19 protein-coding genes and 2 pseudogenes are annotated in these 19,400 nt (G+C 68.1%); 14 read left to right on the plus strand and 7 right to left on the minus strand.

Annotated features, from left to right (window positions below):
* Positions 1-3: 3 nt before the first annotated feature.
* Complete coding sequence (locus KKZ08_RS00340) at positions 4-201, plus strand: hypothetical protein (RefSeq protein WP_223772483.1); 198 nt, start codon at positions 4-6, stop codon at positions 199-201.
* Between the two features lie 16 nt (positions 202-217).
* On the opposite strand, the gene KKZ08_RS00345 is transcribed toward KKZ08_RS00340, so the two are convergent.
* Positions 218-691, minus strand: coding sequence for a hypothetical protein (locus KKZ08_RS00345; RefSeq protein WP_223772484.1), 474 nt, complete (start codon positions 689-691; stop codon positions 218-220).
* A gap of 101 nt (positions 692-792) precedes the next feature.
* On the opposite strand from KKZ08_RS00345, the pseudogene KKZ08_RS00350 reads away from it, so the two are divergent.
* A pseudogene (locus tag KKZ08_RS00350) lies at positions 793-1,497 on the plus strand (Tn3 family transposase); the annotation flags it as partial.
* A gap of 55 nt (positions 1,498-1,552) precedes the next feature.
* Here KKZ08_RS00350 and KKZ08_RS00355 read toward each other — a convergent pair.
* From KKZ08_RS00355 to KKZ08_RS00365, 3 genes are all read right to left on the minus strand, one after another.
* Positions 1,553-1,834, minus strand: a complete 282-nt coding sequence (locus KKZ08_RS00355; RefSeq protein ID WP_223772486.1) for a hypothetical protein — start codon at positions 1,832-1,834, stop codon at positions 1,553-1,555.
* Positions 1,771-2,793, minus strand: a complete 1,023-nt coding sequence (locus tag KKZ08_RS00360) for an MFS transporter (RefSeq protein ID WP_223772487.1) — start codon at positions 2,791-2,793, stop codon at positions 1,771-1,773. The genes KKZ08_RS00355 and KKZ08_RS00360 overlap by 64 nt, the downstream gene beginning before the upstream one ends.
* A gap of 123 nt (positions 2,794-2,916) precedes the next feature.
* Positions 2,917-3,891 carry a site-specific integrase gene (locus tag KKZ08_RS00365; RefSeq protein ID WP_223772488.1) on the minus strand — a complete coding sequence of 325 codons (975 nt, stop codon included), beginning with the start codon at positions 3,889-3,891 and terminating at the stop codon, positions 2,917-2,919.
* 119 nt (positions 3,892-4,010) lie between these two features.
* On the opposite strand from KKZ08_RS00365, the gene KKZ08_RS00370 reads away from it, so the two are divergent.
* From KKZ08_RS00370 to KKZ08_RS00395, 6 genes are all read left to right on the plus strand, one after another.
* Positions 4,011-4,988, plus strand: a complete 978-nt coding sequence (locus KKZ08_RS00370; RefSeq protein ID WP_223772489.1) for a tyrosine-type recombinase/integrase — start codon at positions 4,011-4,013, stop codon at positions 4,986-4,988.
* A gap of 130 nt (positions 4,989-5,118) precedes the next feature.
* Entirely contained in the window at positions 5,119-5,712 is a 594-nt protein-coding gene (locus tag KKZ08_RS00375) for a helix-turn-helix domain-containing protein (RefSeq protein WP_223772490.1), read from the plus strand.
* Positions 5,713-5,746: 34 nt separating this feature from the next.
* Complete coding sequence (locus KKZ08_RS00380) at positions 5,747-7,021, plus strand: MFS transporter (RefSeq protein WP_223772491.1); 1,275 nt, start codon at positions 5,747-5,749, stop codon at positions 7,019-7,021.
* A 60-nt stretch (positions 7,022-7,081) separates the two neighbouring features.
* Positions 7,082-7,621 carry a winged helix-turn-helix domain-containing protein gene (locus KKZ08_RS00385; RefSeq protein ID WP_223772492.1) on the plus strand — a complete coding sequence of 180 codons (540 nt, stop codon included), beginning with the start codon at positions 7,082-7,084 and terminating at the stop codon, positions 7,619-7,621.
* Positions 7,618-8,166, plus strand: a complete 549-nt coding sequence (locus KKZ08_RS00390) for a transposase (RefSeq protein WP_263303394.1) — start codon at positions 7,618-7,620, stop codon at positions 8,164-8,166. The genes KKZ08_RS00385 and KKZ08_RS00390 overlap by 4 nt, the downstream gene beginning before the upstream one ends.
* 224 nt (positions 8,167-8,390) lie before the next feature.
* Entirely contained in the window at positions 8,391-8,549 is a 159-nt protein-coding gene (locus tag KKZ08_RS00395) for a hypothetical protein (protein ID WP_223772494.1), read from the plus strand.
* A 129-nt stretch (positions 8,550-8,678) separates the two neighbouring features.
* Here the strand turns inward: KKZ08_RS00395 and KKZ08_RS00400 are convergent, their stop codons facing one another.
* Positions 8,679-9,497, minus strand: a complete 819-nt coding sequence (locus KKZ08_RS00400; RefSeq protein ID WP_223772495.1) for an IS5 family transposase — start codon at positions 9,495-9,497, stop codon at positions 8,679-8,681.
* Between the two features lie 365 nt (positions 9,498-9,862).
* Between KKZ08_RS00400 and KKZ08_RS00405 the strand changes: the two are divergent.
* The 6 genes and pseudogenes from KKZ08_RS00405 (at position 9,863) to KKZ08_RS00430 (ending at position 15,331) form a co-directional block, all read left to right on the plus strand.
* A pseudogene (locus tag KKZ08_RS00405) lies at positions 9,863-11,028 on the plus strand (IS256 family transposase).
* Complete coding sequence (locus KKZ08_RS00410) at positions 11,025-11,522, plus strand: HAD domain-containing protein (RefSeq protein ID WP_223772496.1); 498 nt, start codon at positions 11,025-11,027, stop codon at positions 11,520-11,522. Before KKZ08_RS00405 ends, KKZ08_RS00410 begins: the two are co-directional and overlap by 4 nt.
* Before the next feature lie 77 nt (positions 11,523-11,599).
* Positions 11,600-12,514, plus strand: a complete 915-nt coding sequence (locus KKZ08_RS00415) for a hypothetical protein (RefSeq protein WP_223772497.1) — start codon at positions 11,600-11,602, stop codon at positions 12,512-12,514.
* The gene (locus KKZ08_RS00420) at positions 12,450-14,255 is read left to right on the plus strand and encodes a hypothetical protein (protein WP_223772498.1); all 1,806 of its coding nucleotides are present in this window, start codon (positions 12,450-12,452) and stop codon (positions 14,253-14,255) included. Before KKZ08_RS00415 ends, KKZ08_RS00420 begins: the two co-directional genes overlap by 65 nt.
* 81 nt (positions 14,256-14,336) lie before the next feature.
* On the plus strand, positions 14,337-14,780 hold the full coding sequence (locus KKZ08_RS00425; protein ID WP_223772499.1) for a hypothetical protein: 444 nt from the start codon (positions 14,337-14,339) through the stop codon (positions 14,778-14,780).
* Positions 14,781-15,109: 329 nt separating this feature from the next.
* Positions 15,110-15,331: a hypothetical protein gene (locus KKZ08_RS00430; RefSeq protein ID WP_223772500.1), complete on the plus strand. Its 222-nt coding sequence runs from the start codon at positions 15,110-15,112 to the stop codon at positions 15,329-15,331.
* Between the two features lie 1,262 nt (positions 15,332-16,593).
* On the opposite strand, the gene KKZ08_RS00435 is transcribed toward KKZ08_RS00430, so the two are convergent.
* Both KKZ08_RS00435 and KKZ08_RS00440 read right to left on the minus strand, forming a co-directional pair.
* On the minus strand, positions 16,594-17,106 hold the full coding sequence (locus KKZ08_RS00435; protein WP_223772501.1) for a hypothetical protein: 513 nt from the start codon (positions 17,104-17,106) through the stop codon (positions 16,594-16,596).
* 10 nt (positions 17,107-17,116) lie between these two features.
* On the minus strand, positions 17,117-19,294 hold the full coding sequence (locus tag KKZ08_RS00440) for a hypothetical protein (protein ID WP_223772502.1): 2,178 nt from the start codon (positions 19,292-19,294) through the stop codon (positions 17,117-17,119).
* Positions 19,295-19,400 lie beyond the last annotated feature (106 nt).

Here is a 19,400-nt window from a genome sequence, read left to right on the forward strand (position 1 = left end):
TTCGTGACTACCCCCGAATACGCGCCGAGGTTGCGCGCACGGCGGGAGGTCGAGGAGGCCCTCGCCCACGACGCGGCCGAACGCGGCTGGGACCGGGAGGTCGAGCGTCACCGCTGCACCAGCGAACGTATCGAAAGACTCCTGGCCGACCTCAGCCAGCCGATCAACGCGGCAGCGGAGGAGGACGGCTCCAGTGCGTGATCACCCCATGGCGGAGCTACCGGAGCGGTCCTTGCTCGTCAACGTGGACAGTGGGCTCCGACAAGAACACGTCAGCATCCACCGGGCCATAGGCGATGTTGAAGGTGTCCAGCCAGTACGACCAGTCCCGCACACCCGCCGCGCTGCTGAAACGGTAGTTGAGCTGCCAGCGGACCCACTGGCCGGAGGCAAGACGCACGGCTGGGGGCCGTCGCGGCCGAGGTGGGATGGCGAACAGGGGCTGCACTCGGGGAAGGACGCGCAGCCGGCCGTCGGCTTCGCGAAGCTGGACGTCAACCTTGCGCAGGTCTTCCTCGACGCCATGGGGCTCGAAGCCGTCTCGTTCATGCATGCGGACCACGTGCGCAAACGAGGGCGGCACAGGCGGGACAGTGAAGCCGACCGGGGCCGCGTTCCTACGGGCGGCGGCCTCTCCTCCGCGGGACTGTTTCGTCCAGGACGTCCGTATCCACTGGACGGTGATTTCCACGGCCTCCACCCCTGCCACTCCATCGAAGATCTCACTTTATGCGCGCGGCTTCTCCGGCCCGCACCAACACCGCCAACGGCCCGAGCGGCAACCCGAAGGACAGCGACATCGTGTTCGGGCTGCTGACCCTGGCCGGGTTCGCCTACGCTCCGCAGCTCGCGGACCTGCCGGACCAGAAGATGTGGCGGATCGACCGCACGGCCGACTACGGGGCCTTCCAGGGCGCTGCCCGCGGCCGGGTCGACCTCGCCCGGATTGAGCGGCACTGGGAGGACATCCTGCGGATCATCGGCTCCATCCACACCGGAGCCGTCCGCGCCTACGACGTCATCCGGATGCTGTCTCGGGACGGGCGGCCCACCCCGCTCGGTGACGCGATCGCGCACTACGGGCGGATCGCGAAGACCCTGCACATCCTGCGTCTGGCCGACGAGCCCGGCTACCGGCGGCAGATCAAGGTGCAGGCCAACCTCCAGGAGGGCCGCCACGCATTGGCCCGGAAGATCTTCCACGGCCGGGCCGGGCAGCTCTACCAGCGCTACCAGCGCTACCAGGAAGGTATGGAGGACCAGATCGGCGCCCTGGGCCTGGTCCTGAACGCGCTCGTGCTGTTCAACACCCGCTACATGGACGCCGCCGTGAACCAGCTGCGCGCGGACGGCTTCGAGGTCCGCGACGAGGACGTGGCCCGGCTCTCCCCGTTCGTGCGCCACCACATCAACGTGCTGGGCCGGTACTCCTTCCAGCTCCCCGACGTGCCCGGCGGAATGCGGCCCCTCCGTGCCCCGGACGCTGTCGACGGGTAGCGAGACGCGGCGGGCGCGTCTGGCCGCGCCCGCCGCTCGCACCGTCGTGGGAGCTCTATGCGTTGGCCGCCTGGACGCGGACGGCTCGGGCGCGGACCACGAAGGGCCGGGAGAAGACGGTGATGGCAATGGAGACGGCGGCCACAAAGGTGATGGCCGTGCCAGAAGTGAAGTGCTGGGCAATGCCGCCAGCGATCGCGGCTCCGATACCTTGCCACGTCATCCGGCCGGCGGACTCAACTCCCTGGACCTGGCCACGGACCGGATCAGGGGTCAGCTCCAGAAGCTGCTCCTGGAGCGGCAGGGTGGCAGCGAAGCCGACACTGGCGATGAACACCGGGCTGTCGCCACCAGCACGGGCGGGTGGACGGCGAACAGCAGGTAGGGGGCGGCGAGCAGCAGTCGCAGGGCGAATGCGTAGCGGCGCCGCTGCTCGGCGGTGAACAGCCGCCCGACCGCCAGGTCACCGAGGAGCATGCCTGCCGATCCGGCGGCCAGGAAGACGCCGGCGTGATGAGGGGCGTAGGAGATGAATAGGGCCTCGCAGCCAACGATCAGGCCATTGGGGACCCACAGGTTCAGCAGCAGCGCGCGTTGGCCGGAGTGGGAGAAAACCTCGATGTTCGTCGTCCAGGTCTGGCGCAGTCCAGGGCGGCGGGTCAGACGGATCGAGCGTTCCCGGACCGTCACCGCCACAATGATCAATCCACCGCAGGTCAGGGCGGTCGCGACGGCGAAGACCTCCTGCGGGCTCAGGTACCGCAGCAGTACGGCGCCGATGGCGTAGCCGAGGATGGCCATGCCTCCCGAGGTGATGTTCATCAGCGAACGTGCCAGTGCATATGAGGAGTTCGGTACTACCTCGGCGAGCAGCCCCATCCGTGTGCCTGTTCCCAGAGACTGGAAGAACCCCAATACAAGGAGCAGACCGAACCGGGCGGCGAGCGGCAGCCCTGGAACCGCCTGTGCGGCAACACCTACGAGCGAGACGCACTGGAGCGCGACAAGGGTCCGGCGAGGACGGCTTCCGTCCGCGACCGACATCAGCGTCAGCGCACCGAGTACCGTCGCGAAGGTGGCGCCGTACATGCTCACAGCGGTCAGGAACGGGGACTTGGTCTGCTGGTTGACCAGCGTGCCGAGCGCGAAGCCCGACAAGGTGCTCGCGGCGACCGTCAGTGTGAAGCTGGCGTACAGGCCGACGAATTCACGGTTGCGGAGCAGGTCACGGTAGGTGGTGGGAGGCGTGCCGGAGGCAGATGTGTCAGAAGGCATGAAAAAAGCCTCCGCGCGCACCCAACCTGGGGCGCCGAAGGCCGACTCGTGGATTGTAGCAAGTGCCCCAGTCTCTCCACGGCCCGCATCGGACCGGGGGAGACGCGGACGCGGATACGCACCGGTCTCGGCAGCACCGCACATTCACCGACGGGTGTCGCCAGGTGCGAGCAGACTGGTCAACTCCGAGATCGCCTCGTGCGAGGGCTTGAAGTAGCGGCGGGCGTTCTCCGGCTTCTTGTGCCTCGACTTCGCCATCAGCATCAGCAGGGAGGCGCCCTGCTCGCCCAGGTGGGTCAAGGCGGAATGACGGTACTCATGCAGGTCCCAGCCCGTCCCCGGCCCACGCACGGCGGTGTGCTCGTCGAGCAGGGCGCGGGCCTGGCCATAGGAGAGGCGGGCCAGGCCGGTGTCCGGGCACACGTCGCGCGGGCTGACCACCTTCCCCGGGCCCGGGCGGCGATGGGTGACGAACACCGGCCCCCGGATACGGCCGCGCAGCAGCCGGGGCAGGAGCCGGGCGGTGCCGGCGTCCCAGTAGACGGTCTCCAGCACGAAGTCCTCGCGCGCCTGACCGCGGCGGCGGGCCTTGCTGCGGGCGCCCTTGGCCTTCACCGAGCAGCGGCGGGCGGCGAGGTCCAGATCCTCGATGTTCACGCCGAGGACCTCCTCCGCGCGGGCGGCGGTCTCGTAGAGCATTCGCCACAGCGTCTTCTCCCGCAGGTGGACCTCGCGGCGGGCGATGAGTCGGTCCACGGCCATCTTCGAGCGGGCCGGGGTCTCGGAGTCCGGCACCGCCAGCCGCTTCGTCCAGGCCGGGACCGCCGGGCCGTCGTAGCCGTACGACTCGCACCAGCCCAGCCAGGAGAGCACCGCCGCCCGGCGGGCGTTCCAGGTGTTGACCGCCGCAGTGCCCCACAGCAGTTCCAGGGCCTCGCCGATCTCGTCGTCCGCGACCGACCCCAGCGGGCGGGCCTCCCCGATCCGCTGGGCGGTCTTGTCGACGCCGACTCCGTAGCTGCGGACCGTGTTCGGATTGCGCAGCGAGTCGAGGAAGGCGTCCGCCGCCGCGCGGAGAGTCAACGCCTTCCCGGCCGGCAGTTGCACCACGGTGGGCACTGCTTCCCCCTTGCCACAGATAACAGGGCCGCTTCACGTACGGCCCGGAGAACGTCACCGCAGGTGACGAACCAAGCCCCCGCAGATAATAGGGCGTTATCTGTGGCAAGGGGGAAGCTGTGCCCGCCGTCGTACGACTGCCCGTCGGGAAGGCGTTGACCGTCCGCGCGGCGGCCGACGTGTTCCTCGACTCACTCGACAATGCGAACACCCTCCGGTCGTACGGAATTGGCGTCGGCAAGACCGCCGAACACCTCGGCGAGACCCGCCCGCTCGCCACCGTCGCGGACGACGAGATCGGCGGCGCCCTCGAACAGCTGTGGGGCGAGGCCGCGGTCAACACGTGGAACGCCCGGCGGGCGTCGGTGCTGTCATGGCTGGGCTGGTGCGCCGAGCGCGGGTACGACGGCCCGGCTGTCCCGGCCTGGGTGAAGCGGATGCCCCCGCCGGACTCGGAGACCCCGGCCCGCTCGAAGATGGCCGTCGACCGGCTGATCGCCCGACGCGACGTCCACCTCCGGGAGAAGATGCTGTGGCGGATGCTCTACGAGACCGTCGCGCGTGCGGAGGAGATCCTCGGCGTCAACATCGAGGAGCTGGACCTCGCCGCCCGCAGGGCCCCGGTGAAGGCCAAGGGCGCGAAGCCGCGCACCCGAAGCTGCGGCGCCCCGCGCGAGGACTACGTCATGGAGCCCGTGTACTGGGACGCCGGCACCGCCCGCCTGCTGCCCCGACTGATCAAGGGCCGTACCCGCGGGCCGGTGTTCGTCACCCACCGCAAGCCGGGCCCCGGGAAGGTCGTCAGCCCGCGCGACGTGTGCCCGGACACCGGGCTGGTCCGGCTGTCGTACGGGCAGGCCCGCGCCCTCCTGGACGCGCACACGGCTGTCGGGGGTGTGGCGGGAACGGGCTGGGACCTGCACGAGTACCGGCACTCCGGCCTCACCCACCTCGGTGAGGCCGGGGCCAGCCTGCCGATGCTCATAGCGAAGTCGCGGCACAAGAAGCCGGAGAACATGCGGCGTTACTTCCACCCCTCGGCTGAGGCGATCGCCGAGGTCACCAGCCTTCTCGCGCCCGGAGACAGCAGGCGCTGACCTCGTCAGCGCCAGTCGAGTCGAGCTGAGCTGGCTGTCTCCAGTCCCCTGCGCATAGAGCCGGGCTACTCGGCCATCCAACTCTGAAGCGGTTATTGCGAAGTTTTCACTTCATACCTACGGTAAGCGCATGCGACCGAAGCACGAGCCTGAGCAGATCACCGACCTGTCACGGTTGAGGGCGTTCATGAACCCGCTGCGGATGCAGCTGTACCGGCTGCTGTACGCCGCGGGCACCGCGACCGCCTCTCAGCTCGCCGAGCATGTCGACGAAACGCCCTCGCTGGTCAGCTACCACTTGCGCAAGCTGGCTGAGCACGGCTTCGTGACCCAGGCGAGTGGCCAGGGCACCGACGGCCGCGAGCGCTGGTGGCAGGTGGCATCTGAAGAGGGCTGGGGCTTCCGTGACTCGGACTTCGCGGACACGCCCGAGGGAGCCGCCGCCGTCGGCGCGGTGACCCGAGGGATCTTCGACACCCGCGTCGCCCAGTACCGCACGTATCTCGACCAGAAGTCCGCCTGGGGGAAGGCGTGGACCGACGCATCCTTCAGCTCCGAGTGGCTGCTCGACCTCACCCCGGCCGAACTCGCCGAGATGAGCGACGAGCTTGAGGCGCTGGCCCGGCGCTGGCGGGAGCGCGGCAAGGCCGCCAAGGCGGCCGACGACACCGAGGACCGCGAGCACGTGTCTGTGCACCTCTACGGCTTTCCCTTCCGGCCCTGACTCAGCCGAATTCCCAACGTACTTGGAGCCCACCATGGCCACCCCAGAGACAGCCCTGCCCAAACACGCCGCCACACCGGCCCACCGCGACGGCAACGTGTTGCGCTGGCTCACCGCCTACACCGTCTCCCTCATTGGCGACAGCGTGTACTTCGTCGCCCTGGCCTGGTCCGCCCAGAAGGCCGCCGGTCCTACCGAAGTCGGTCTAGTCATGGCTGCCGGGGCAGTACCACGAGCGTTACTCATGCTCGGTGGGGGCGTGGTGGCCGACCGGTTCGACCCCCGCCGGGTGCTTCTCGGCAGTGACACGCTGCGCTGCCTCCTCATCCTGGCGGTGGCCGCCGGTATCGCGCTGACGGCTCCGGCCTTGTGGATCCTGGTCACGGTGGCGCTCGTCTTCGGCGCCGTCGACGCACTGTTCGTACCCGCTGTCGGTGCTCTTCCGCCCCGGATCACCGCCCCCGACCAGTTGGCCCGGGTCACCGGCATGCGCTCGCTGTCGACGCGCCTCAGCCAGATCGCGGGCCCGCCGATCGGCGGCCTGGCCATGGGACTCGGTGGACCCGCAGCCGCCTTCACCGTCGCCGGACTGCTCATAGCCCTGTCCCTGCCGCTCCTGCTGACGATACGGATACGGCCCCTCGGGGCGCCCGACGCGGAGCGGCCGGAGCCCGGCACCGCGCGGCAGGACCTGCTCGACGGCCTGCGCTACATCCGCCGCCACCGACTCATCGGCCCGCTCGTCGCCGCCGGCGCCGTCTGCGAACTGGGCCTCACCGGCACCCTCAACGTCGGCATGGTGCTCCTCAACGCCGAACGCGGCTGGGGTCCTTCCGGCTACGGCTGGATCGTCAGCAGCTTCAGCGGAGGGGCTGCGGCCAGCGCCGCGTTGCTCGCGATCGCCGGTTGGCTGCCGCGTGCCGGCCTGATGATGGCCGGGACGCTGCTCGTGGGCTGCGCGGGTGCGGCCACGATCGCTTTGGTGCCGACCCTGTGGCTCGCCTCGGTGCTGGCTGCGGTCATCGGACTGTGTGCGGGCGTCTTCGGCAGCCTGGACAACGCCCTCATACAGACTGCGGCGGACCCGGCCTATCTTGGCCGGGTCACTTCCGTGGTCATGCTCACCATGGTCGGTCTCGCCCCCCTCAGCTATCCGCTGGTCGGTGCCGCCATTGGAGCCTGGGGCGCCGCCCCGGTGTTCGTCGCCTGCGGCACCTTCGCCAGCCTGGGCGTGGGCATCGCCCTGGCCTCCGACGCGGTGCGGCACGCCGAACTGCCCCGGCAGCGGCCAGGCGTGACCATCTACTGACGTTGAAGTCGTCTTGTCGTAGGGGCTGACGGTTGATGATCGTCGCGGTATGCCGGTGGTATGAGGTATCCGCAGGGTGGGGGTCTGACCGCGGAGAGGCAAGTGTTCCGTGAGCGGGTCCGGATGGAAGCGGTCGGTATGTTCGCCGATGGGCGGGGCAGTACGGAGATCGCCAAGGAGTTACGGGTCAGTGTCCGGTCGGTCCAGCGGTGGCGGCGGGCCTGGCAGGAGGCGGGCGAGGACGGGGTTCGTTCGCGTGGTCCGGTGTCCCGGCCGAAGCTCAGCGATGCGCTCTTCGCCGTGCTCGAGGAGGAGTTGGCCAAAGGTCCGGTCGCTCACGGGTGGCCTGATCAGCGGTGGACACTCGCCCGGATCAAGACCCTGATCGGGCGGCGGTTCCACAAGTCCATGACGCTGTCGGGGATCTCCCAGATGCTGCGGCGGCATGGCTGGAGCCACCAGGTTCCAGCACGTCGGGTCATCGAGCGTGACGAGAAGGCCGTGACCGGCTGGGTCAAGGACGTGTGGCCACACGTGGAACCACCGCGGCGGCGCTCGGGGCCTGGCTCGTCTTCGAGGACGAAGCCGGATTCTCGATGACGCCGCCGACCTCCCGCACCTGGAGCCGGCGCGGAACCACACCGGTCATCCGGGTCCGCGGCCGTTCCCAACGCCGCTTCTCCATCGCAGCCCTGTGCTGCCACAAACCGGGCGAGCGTTCCCGCCTGATCTACCGGCCCAGACGGCATACCGACCATAAGAGCGGCGGCCGCAAGAGCTTCGCCTGGACCGAGTACCGCGACCTCCTCATAGCCGCCCACCAGCAGCTCGGCGGACCGATCGTCCTCATCTGGGACAACCTCAACGTCCACAAAGACCGCCGCATGCGGGCCTTCATCGACACACACGACTGGATCACCGCCTACCACCTACCGCCCTACACACCCGACCTCAACCCCGTCGAAGGCATCTGGTCGATCCTCCGCCGGACCAGTCAGGCCAACACCGCCTTCACCAACTCCGACCATCTCATCAGCCGACTCCGACACGGCCTCCGCCAGATCCAATACCGCAGCGACATCATCGACGGGTGTCTCACCGCGACCGGCCTCACACTGACGACACCACGCCTACAAACTCAGTAAGCAACCCAACCGCAGCCCCGCCGACCGCAGCTGGGGCTGGTCGGCATCTCCCGATGATTGGCGGTCACTCGCCGTCTACGGCATCCGGATCGCGCAGTGGTCGCAAGCCTCCGGGCAGGTCGGGGAGCTGGAAGGAGTAGCGGCCGAGCATGTTGATGTGGTGTTGAAGCGGGTCGCCACCAGCTGCGGAATTCCGGACAGCCACCTGCGGGCCCTGCCTCTTGATGGCGCAGATCCTGGGACGGCTGGCCCGGATGATCACGGGGACGCTCGACCCCCACCTGGCCCGCTACCCCGATGATGAGTGGGCCCAGTTGGTCACCGACCAGCTCACCGGGGTCCGCTCCACCCTCGCCCAGCTCTCCAAGCCGTCCCGGTCCTGACACGAGTCCTGCCATGCCGACCACGGTCCGTCACCGGCCCCGCCGCTATCCCTCCGACACCACGATCGCCGAATGGGCCCTGCTCGGACCCCTGTTGCCCGTCGAGGCCTGCCGGACTAAGACCGTGTCCTACGTGGTGAGGCGGATGAGTCGTTTGTAGCAGCAGATGGCGGCGGCGAGTCCGAGAAAGGCCAGGTAGTTGCGGGGATCGCGTTCGTAGCGAGGGCTCAGGCGTCGGTAGCCGGACAGCCAGGACATCGTCCGCTCGATGACCCAGCGGCGGCGGCCCAATCGTTTGTTGGACTCGATGCCTTTGCGCGCGATCCGTACTCCGATGCGTTTGCCACGTAACCATTTCCGCAGGTCGGCGCGGTCGTAGGTTTTGTCTGCGTGGAGGCGCTGGGGCTTGAAGTACCGGCCGCGGTGGGGGTCGTGTCTCGTTTGGTGACCCTCGACCATGGGCTTCAGCCCTTCGCTGTCGTGGGTGTTGCCGGCCGAGACGCCGACGAGGAGGGGCAGTCCGTTCGCGTCCGACAGGACGTGCATCTTGGAACCCGGCTTGCCCCGGTCCACGGGGCTCGGACCTGTGCGTTCGCCCCCTTTTTTAGCCCTCACGTGGGCGGTGTCCAGGACGACGCGGGTGACGTCGATGAGGCCGGCGTCATCGAGTCGGTGCAGCACGGCTTCGTGCAGCCGCCCCCAGACTCCGGCTCTCGACCAGATCAGGAACCGGCGGTGGGCGGTCGACTTCGATATGCCGAAGCAAGACGGTAGTTGGCGCCAGGCGCAGCCGCTGACCAGTACGTAGATGATGGCCGCGAACAGCGTTTCATCAGGCGTGTCCTGTGTTCCGCCGCCTTGCGGCCGCACCCTCGACGGCGGGATCAGCGGCTTTGCGATCTCCCACAGCCCATCCGGAACAATCCAACTCCACGCGCCCCGTCCCATACCGAGGTCAACGACGCCTCACCACGTAGGACACGGTCTAATACTGCAACGGTGTTTGTTCTGAGTGTTGAGCAGTTTTCAGGGGCTGGGTCCGCGTCGTTTGTAGTGGCTGATGCGTGCCTGATATTGGCGTCTGCGGCGCCATGTCGAGAGCAATGCTCAAGACCTGTGGATCGGCCTCGGGAAGGGTGCCTCGCGGAATGCGGAGGGCGTACCTTCCCGAGTGATCGACTTCTGGTCATCGAGTAGGCCCGCGTTGGCGCGCGGGTCGGGAAGGCACGCCCGTGCTCAGCGTAGTCAACAACGACGGAACCACCGAGACCGGCTTCCTGATGGACGACATCGTCCGCGAGGGCACCCGGCGGATGCTCGCCGCGGCCTTGGAGGCCGAAGTCAACCTGTACATAGCCGAGTTGGCCGACCAGCGTGACGAAGCCGGTCGTCGGCTGGTGGTCCGCAACGGCCACCACCGCGAGCGCACCGTGACCACGGCCGCAGGCCCGGTCCCGGTCAAGGTGCCGCGCGTGAACGACAAGCGCGTCGACGCCGCTACGGGCTAGCGCGAGGGGTTCTCGTCGAAGATCCTGGCCCCCTGGTGCCGGAAGTCCCCGAAGATCGGCGAGGTCCTTCCCCTGCTCTACCTGCACGGATTGTCCTCCGGCGACTTCGTGCCCGCCATGGAGCAGTTCCTCGGCAGCTCGGCCGGGCTTTCGCCGGCCACCGTGACCCGGCTGACCAAGCAATGGAGCGATGACCACGCCGTCTTCCAAGCCCGCGACCTGTCGGAATCCGATTACGTCTACGTGTGGGCCGACGGCGTCCACCCCAAGATCCGCCTCGGCCAGGCCCGCTCCTGCATTCTGGTCCTCATGGGCGTGCGCACCAACGGCCGCAAGGAGCTCATCGCGCTCGCCGAAGGACTGCGCGAGTCTACCGAGTCCTGGGACGACCTGCTACGTGACTGCCGGCGGCGCGGCATGCGGGCCCCCGAGCTCGTGGTCGGTGACGGCGCGATGGGCCTGTGGCGGGCTCTCACGGAGGTGTCTCCGCAGGCCAGGCACCAAAGGTGCTGGGTTCACAAAACCCGGTCAACGCCCTGCCGAAGTCGGCCCAGCTTGGAGCGAAGAAGGCATTGCAGGAGATCTACAACGCCGAAGACCGGGACCACGCCGAGAAGGCCGTCAAGGACTTCGATCGCGCCTACGGCGCGAAGTGGCCCAAAGCGGTGAAGAAAGTCACCGACGAGACCGATGAACTTCTGGCGTTCTACGGCTTCCCCGCCGAACACTGGGTCCATCTCAGAACGACGAATCCGATCGAATCCACTTTCAGCACGGTCAAGTTGAGGACCCGGGTCACCCGCGGAGCTGGCAGCCCCGCAGCGGCCCTGGCCATGGTGTTCAAGCTCGCCGAGTCCGCCCAGGCCCGCTGGCGCGCGATCACCGCACCCCACCTCGTCGCCCTCGTCCGCAACGGCGCCACATTCCACAACGGCTACCTCGTCGAGCGTCCCGAGGTGAGCGCAGCATGACCAGGCACGGGAACCGTCCACTGCTCTTCCTGGACGTCGACGGGCCGCTCCTGCCGTTCGGTGACGGCCCACAGCGCGATCTGGCGGGCACCGCATCCAACTCGCACATGGCGCGGCTCAACCCGCAGATCGGGCCGCGGCTCGCGGCGCTGCCATGCGACCTGGTCTGGGCCACCACCTGGGAAGAAGAGGCCAATATCGAGCTGGCACCGCGCCTCGGCCTGCCGCAGCTGCCGGTCGTGAACTGGCCAGAGCCCTCAGCCGCCCACGAACGCGAAGACCAGTGGTTTGGGCTCCACTGGAAGACCCGAACCCTCGTCGCGTGGGCGGACGGACGCCCGTTCGCCTGGGTCGACGACGAGATCACCGACGCCGACCGAGACTGGGTATCCACCCACCACCCGGCCCAGGCGATCCTCCATCACGTCGCGTCGTCCCGCGGCCTTACCGACCAGGACTTCGCAGTCCTCGATCAATGGCTACAGCTGGCTTGAGGTTCTCCGCGGTGATCCACAGGATTTGACAGTTACTCCCGAAATATCGAGGCGGTGCGCCTGCCCTGGGCACACTGATGGCGAGCCGCCTTGGCTCCTTTCCCAGCCTGGAGTGGGAGCGCATTCCAGTTCCTCGCCAGCGCATCATCGCCGCCGTGCGGCAGGCCGCCGGACCGGTCATGGCCCGTGAGGTCGGCGAGAGCGTGAGGGTGGACGTCAGCGTGAAGTCCAAGCCGGAACCGCTCCGCAGCAAGCTGGTGAGGCTCGTCGATCGCGGCTGGCTGCGCAAACTGCCCGACGGTCGGTTCACCACCCGCCTGCGACCAGCAACACCGCCACTCGGAGCGGCTCGGAACGGGCGTGACCCGGTTGCCCCCGGCGGCCGTTGGGATTGTGTGACGAATACCAAAGAACGCGCCGAGGATACCTGCCCGCTTGTCTACCAGTGCCGTCTGCCGCTGTCCACGCGCACCGTCAACCACCTCGCCGACCTGCTGCGGCGTCATCTGAAGGCGATCCGGTCCAGGTGGCGGATGCTGCCGCCCGGGAAGATCGCGGTGATCGTCCTGGCCGTACTACGCCACGACCAGCGCCTGGCCGACATGGCCGACGGCAACAACGTGTCCGAGTCCACCGTCCGCCGCTGGCGGGACGAGCTGATCGGCCTGCTCGCAGCCCAGGCACCGCGCCTGGACCGCGCCCTACGGAAGGTCGCGAAGCAGGGTGGGGAGGTGGTCCTGATCGACGGCACTCTCATTCGCACCAGGCGCCGCACCGGCAAGGCCGACCGACGGAACTACTCCGGCAAACACCGTTGCAGTACTAAGGCAAACCCAGACCAGTGGGCAGTCGCCGCGAGTACGGTCACCCAGGGGAATCGGCGACCATCCGGTTACGCAGCGTCAAAGCACCGGGGAGGGACGAAGCATGGTGAACGCAGGGACGTACTGGCTGTGGCAGCAGCTCGCCACAAGCGACGCGCTGCCGGATGAGGCGCTGCCCGCGGTGGCCGAGGCACTGTGCTCACCCTCTCTCGCTCCCTACGGCATCGACGGGCGAGGTGAGGAGTGGCGCACCAAGGCCCTCGCGGAGTCCCTGCCCGTCCTGCTCCGTCGCGTCGCCCGCCCCGGGCCGCGCCGCCAGCTCCTTCAGCAGGCCGACGACAAGCAGCTCGCTGAACTTGCGGCTGAGGGCGTCGTGGTGGCTGCGGACCTGCCGACGATCCTGCGCACCCGCCGCCCGACGCCCGGCTTGGTCATCGGCCTGGCCCGCCACCCCGACCAGATCGACACCGCGATCAGTCTGCTGCCCGGCATGCACGACACCGACCTCGAGGCGGTCATCAGCGACTGGGACCCCAACCGCTACCTGTACCGGCCGGATGCCGAGCCTGCCCCTCCCATCCCCCCGGTGTTCTTCGACGCGGTCCTGGAGCACGCCCTCACTTCACTCGTCCGGCTCCTGGCAAACCCGCACCACGAGGACTGGAAGTTCGCGCAACGTGTCGACCGAGGGCTGCCCCATGAGTTCGGCGACGGCGCCGCCTGGCGGATCCTCGCGACCTGCCCCGACCGCTGGCATGACCTGGTCGCACACCCCGCTCTGGGCACAGCCATCCAGCACCTCCTGCTGGATCAGGCCGAAGTAGAGGCGCGCCGCAACCGCATGATGGCGTTCAGCAGGCGCCCTCTCACTCAGGACACGGACGAGAGCCCGGCCGAAAAGCCCGAGCCGGAGCCGGCGCTCGACTTCGCCCTGCTGCGGGCCTGTCTGCCTGCCCTGTGCCTGCCGGAGATGGCCGAGCTGCCTAGGCCGGGCGTGAGCGCCCGCCACCGGCTCCACCACATCGCCAAACGGGTCCGCCATAACCCCCGCCTCACCAGCATCGCAGCCACCCAGCTGCAGGAGACCACCGAGGAATGCGTCCGTCGCGGCCGACTGCTCTCCCCACTCCACAACGACGAGCGCGAGCACCGGGCCTTCGCCATCGCCGAGGACCTTGCCCTGCTCAGCACCAACGCCACGCACCTGGCCAAGGCCTGCGCCCTGTTGGCCACGGTGGAACAACCCGCCGTCGTCTCCAGCTCACCCCGCCCTCTCCCGGCCCGTATCACCGCCGACACCGACCTGCATAGCCCGGTCCGCCTCCTGGAGCACCACTACCAGCACCGGCGCGTCGCCGCGCTGACCGCGCTCGCCGACAACCCGCACACCCCGCGCACTGCGGTCACCGAAACACTCTCCACGCTGCACCCGCTCGAACTCGCCTGGATCGTCCACCAGAACGATGTCGCCGACTGGCTGCACACGGCTGCGGCCGCCCTCGCCCCAGTCGATGGCAACGAGGCTGTGCTGCGGCTGCTCACCGACGAGGAACTCGACCGCCATCCTGACCCGGCCGCCGTACTGCAGTCCTGGCTGGACGCTCCCGAATCCGAAGGGTTCTGGTCACGCCGGGACGTGTACCGCGCAGTCCTCGACTCCCGCCACCACACCCTGCACCACCTACGCCAGGTGCCCGCAGACGAGATCCTCACCCACAACGAACCCGCCCTCGCTCTGCCGCACCTGCTCGCACACTGCGGCAACCAGCCCAAACGCTGGAAAGCCCTGCTCAGGGCCCTCGACTATGGCCCCACCGACGAACAAATCACCTTCGGGGAACTGCTCGACAGCATCCACGATCTCGCCCCGGCCCGAGGCAGCAGCCCCACGGCAAAGGCCGACGGATGAGAAACGCTCCTGACCTGCAACGTCCAGTGTCAGCAGGAGGGTGCTGCCGCAACAAGGACACAAACTGCGAAAGGAAAGAGCGTGACGGACAGTTCAATGGAAGAGCCCGGTCAGCGCCGTGAGGTATGGGTCCTCAAAAACGGAGAGTGGACCCGGACCGCAGACCCCGTCCACAGCGAACCGGGAGCTGACTGGGAAAAGCAGATCAAGGCCGCTGGCTACGAAAACTGGATCCAGGTGGGCGAGCTGTACATGGCCCCCATGACGCTCACCGTGTGGTCGCGGCCTGCGCCGCCCTCCTACCTCTTCGACATCGAGGGTCCAGACCGCTTCGAAACCGCCTACGCCGAGACACTCCCCGATGCGCTGGCGCTGCTGAACCAGCTGGCCCCCACGGTGCAGGCTCTGAGCACCGCCGACCAGATCGCACGAGCTGAACCGAAGTCCATGTCGATGCTCGCAGACATCCTCGATTACCTGCACGGCCGTCAACACGACAAGAACGGCCATCTAACCGGACAGTGACACAGGCCCCTGCACGATTCGAGCGGCCCGACCGGCGCGAAGGACGCCCGCGCCCTCCTGGGCCCGGCCCGGAGGGGGCATTGTTAGCAACCCCTCAGCTGGCGTCATCTGCTGCTCCGCCGCTGGCGCAGGTCACTGCGGCACGGCCCGACGCGAAGCGCCCGGGGCGCTCGATCATCGCCGCGGCCGCCGGGCCGGCAGAAGTTGCTGAGCGCCTCCTGAACGGGCTCCGCCCCGCCGAACTCGTCTGGATCGCGAGAAGGCCAGCGGCCTCGACTGGTTTCTGGCCGCGGCGGCCGCCGTCCCGGTACCCAAAGACGAGGACGACGGTGTGGTGCGGCTGGTGGACGACGACGAACTCGGCAAGCACCCCGACCCCGCAGCCGTCCTGCCTGGTCGGCTCCCCCACCACCGGTGAGATCCTCTCCCGCTCCGAGGTCTACCGCGCCGTCGTGGAATCCCGCTACCGCACCCTGGAGCACCTGCGCCAGATCCGCGCCGACGGGGTCCTCGCCAGCCACGAACCGGGGAGCACAGAAGGTGGAGGCTGATCAGGATGGCCGCGACGGGACGCGGGCGCGGGGATGATCCCTCCGGCCCCGCAGCGAGGACGTTGGCGGCCGGGCACGGCGCGGGCATCGCGACCGGTGGCACCAGCACGGCCGGGACGTCGTCGGCCGGCTGCGCGGCTGCAGCTTCGGCGCGGTGGGCGTTGGCGGCGGCCTGCCGTGCGCGGAGCTGCTCCCACTCGTGCTCGCGGGCCCACGCCTGGGCGGTCACCCGCTCGTGCAGCTGCCGGCGGCCGCGCGGCGCTCGTCCTCGGAAGCCTCGGGCATCGCGGTGTCCACGGCGGTCGCGACCGCGGGGCGCTGGGCGCGGCGGCCGGCCTGCCGGTCCTCGCAGCGCGGGCAAGTATCCGGTCGTCGCACCGGGCATCGCCGCACTGCTGGCGCTGGGGCATACCCCGGGCCAGCAGCCAGCCCACCGGGTCGGTGATGATCGGGCCACCGGTGCGCAGCTGCTCGTCCAGGCGCCGGACGAGCCGGTCGGCGAGCACCTGCGGGGCGTCCGTACGGCCTGCGAAGCCCTGCACGCGGGTCAGCTCGCTGCGGGCGGCGGCCTCCACCAGGCGGCGGGCGGCCGCACGGTCCAGCCGCGCCCAGACCAGGTCGACCGGAGCCAGGACGGCCCGCAGACTGCCGGCGGCAGAGGCACCCTCCCCCGCTGCTGCCTGCCCTGACCCGCACCGCCCACGACCCGCACCGGGCCATCGGCCACCGGTCGGAGGCCGGGCTTCTCGCTGCTGATCGACGGGGACTTCTTCGGTTTCTCCCCGCGGAGCGGGCCGCCGTCCTCGCGCACGCACGCGCGGTCCGGCAGACCGTGGTTCCCACCACGGCCTTCGCCGGAATAACCACCAGAGAGCGAGAGAGACCCACTCGAGCTGGTGGAGGTGGATGAGGATGTCGTAGGAGCGGCCGAGGGCGGTTACCGGGTCGTCGGTCGACGAGTACAGGCCGTAGGAGCAGGTGGGGCGGGCGTCGGCGAGTCGCCGATGGTATCCGAGCGGAGGGTGCAGAGCTGCGAGTAACCAGCCGCGGTGGGACGCGTGGACGAGCCGAATCGGGCCCTCGCCGGTCACTGCGACGCGTGTTGCCGCTCCCGCTATGGGCGGCCCCCACGTGTACCTGCCCCCCCCCCGCCGCCACAAGGGCGGTGGGGTGACGTGCCCCTGGCCGATTCCGCTGCGCGCGTATCCCCCTGCAGCCTGCTCGGCTGAGGGGGATACGTGTGTTTTGGTCCGGGGAAGGGTCTAGCCCACCTTCAGTTCCATCTCGCAGTCAAGAGTCTGAGTGAACTCCTGATCTCCTTGACGGTACTGGAACCGGCAGCGCTCAATATTATTCTGTGGGGGTGCGGTTATGCGAATCTTGGCTTGGAAGAATATTTCGCTCTGCTTTTTGGGCCGTACTTTGACCGGGGACTCGGCGAAATCCTTGAGGTGGGCGAAGTCTGGCGTGTCCGACTCGCCGTCCAGAGCCAGCAGAGGCAGCCCGTCGGTGTCGTTGACATTGTAGGCCGCGTAACCGACTACCTTGAGCCCCTTGGGCGGGTCAATGATGCTCGCCTCCGTGATCTCAATGCTCTTGCTGCTCACATTTTTCGGCACGGGGAGTGCGAAGTACCATGTCTGGCCCACCTTGGCATGGACGTTCCCGACCGTCCCACTTGACTGTGCTCCCTCCGCATCCAACGCTCTGCCGTCGGACGGGGATGGGGAGGGGGATGCTGAGCAGCCGGCGAAGACGAGGGCGCTCGCCAGCATTGCCGTCATTCTAGTAGGAGTAGAAGACGCCCGGCTTCCCCGAAAGACTGCCATTCTTTCCCCAGATGTAGTGCTTGTAACTCTTCTTGTCGCCTGCGGTGATGCGCTGCCTGTGTTCGCGGTCGTAAGCCGTCGACCCGCCCAGCGAGACTCCGTACGCGCTGACGGCGCCCGACCATTTGATGCTGCGGTTCTTGCTGAGTTGGAAGTACGAGCCCCGAGCGACGTAAGCACGGTGGCTCTTCTTGGAGTTGTAGTAGGCGCTCCCGTCCTTGTGCCGGACGTCCTTGCCGAACTTACCCGCGGCGCCACCCGAGGGGATCTTGTACTTGCCGGGCACGATGACGTAGCGGGTGAACGTGTTGTTTCCACCGCACTTCCATGTCTCCTTGTACTTCGTGTACTTGATCGGCACCTTCCACTGCTTCGCGTAGTGAGGCCCTTTGTTGGTATAGCCGGTGGTGACGCTCATCGAGGAGCCGAGGGTGGCACTTCCGGTGATCGTCCAGTTGCTGCCCGTCTTCGCTGCGACCTCCACGGTCGAGGACAGTTTGCTGTCGTAGTCCACCGACGCCTTGGCATCCCAGTACGCGTGCCCTTCCCCCACCGTGGTGTAGTAGATCTTCTTATTGATGACCTTGGTCTTTGTGCGGTCGCAACCGCCGTCCATCGGCCCCACCGCCAAGTTCTTGGTGTCCTGCCCGTTGACCATGTAGGGGTTGAAGCCGGTCGGCAGGTCACCCGTAGCGTTCTGCCACTTAGGAAGCGGGCTGTCACCGAGCGTGTCGATAGCGCTTGCTTCCTGCTTCGAGGCCCAACTCGCGGCATAGCCGGCAGACATTTCGGCGCTGGTCGTCGAGTCCTCTGCCTGACTCAGGCTGGACACTTCGCTGCTGTCGGGTGTGGTGCCCAACGGGAGGACCTCCGCAGGCGTGGTGCTCTCGTCATCGGCGACGGCTAGGCTCAGCGCCGACGCGGTGGCGGTAGCCGGTGCGGCCGCTAGGTGGGTGATTCCTCCCATGGGAACACCGGTGGATGTCTTGCCCGTGACGGTCGCCATTGCGTTGACGATGCCGCCGTTCTCGGCTGCGGCCTGCTGGACGTCTGCCGGAAGCGTCTTGGGCAGGGGCAGCGACCAGCTGCCGTCGGCTGCCGTCACGGTGGTGCCGAGCAAGGGAAGCTCCACCTCCGTGCCGTCCTCGGGGACGGCGTCGATCGCCTCGACGTTGACAGTCAGCCCGGCGGCAGGCGCGCCGCTCCCGAGAACGAACTTGCCCTTGAGCACTTCCGGGGCACCGGGGGCAGCCGGCTCGCCCGGTTCCTCCGACACGGCGGCAGGGGCGTCAGGGTCGTCCGGTTCAGCGCCCATCGTCGGCTTTGCCTCGCCCGCATCCGCAAGACATGCAGCGGTATCCACGAGGGCTTCACCGGAGAATCCCAGGCCGTACTCCGTGTTGGTGACGGCGAGATTCGACGTTGCCTCATACGCCCGCACGGTGCCATCGCTGGTAGCAGTCCGCACAGTTCCCGGGCCGGCGCTCCAGCCCTGCTTCTGCGTAGCGTCGGTGGTGCCAACGACAGTGCCCTGGGCGGGGAAGCTGGGGCGCGGGCTGTCCGTGTAGGGCCAGGCCCGGATGACCCCGTCCGTCAGGGTGTACGTCGTGGAGCCAACTGCCCACACGTCGTCGGCCTTGGTGAAGGCGACCACCGCGGGGTTGTCAACAGGCAGGACGCCGGGGTCCAGCGTTACCTCGCCGGCGCCGGTGAGCGGCGCACTCTGGTGCCATATCTCCAGCTTGCCACCGCCGTGGATGGAGAAGATGAGTTCCCCGTTGGACCACACGCGGTTGTGACGCGCCGTCCAGTTGGACGTGTAGGTTTTGACCGGGGTGAGCAGGCTGCCTCCGCTGGCGCTTCGGTCCTGGTAGGACTTCAGTACCCCGGCCGCCGTGATCTCATAGAGTACGCCGTGGCCGCCCGTGAAGTAATAGCTGTCGCTATCCAAGGACGCCGATTTTCCGGAATCGATGAGAGCCGATTCGGATGCGTTCGACGGGTTCCAGTCCACGTACTTTTGCAGCTTGTTCCCGTCAGGGTTTATGAGGTAGGTCGCAACCTCGGTAGCGCACGCCTCTGCCGCAGAAGCAGTGGTGCCCCCTGTGATTTCTGGTGCCGTGATCGAGCCCACGGCCAGGGCTACTACAAATGCCCCGCTCGTTAGGACTCTGGTCCGTCTTCGTGAAACGCTGGATGACACTCAGGTTCCCCCAGTCTCAAGACCGACATTGTTCGGC

The organism is Streptomyces sp. 135, assembly GCF_020026305.1.
Classification (GTDB): Bacteria; Actinomycetota; Actinomycetes; order Streptomycetales; family Streptomycetaceae; genus Streptomyces.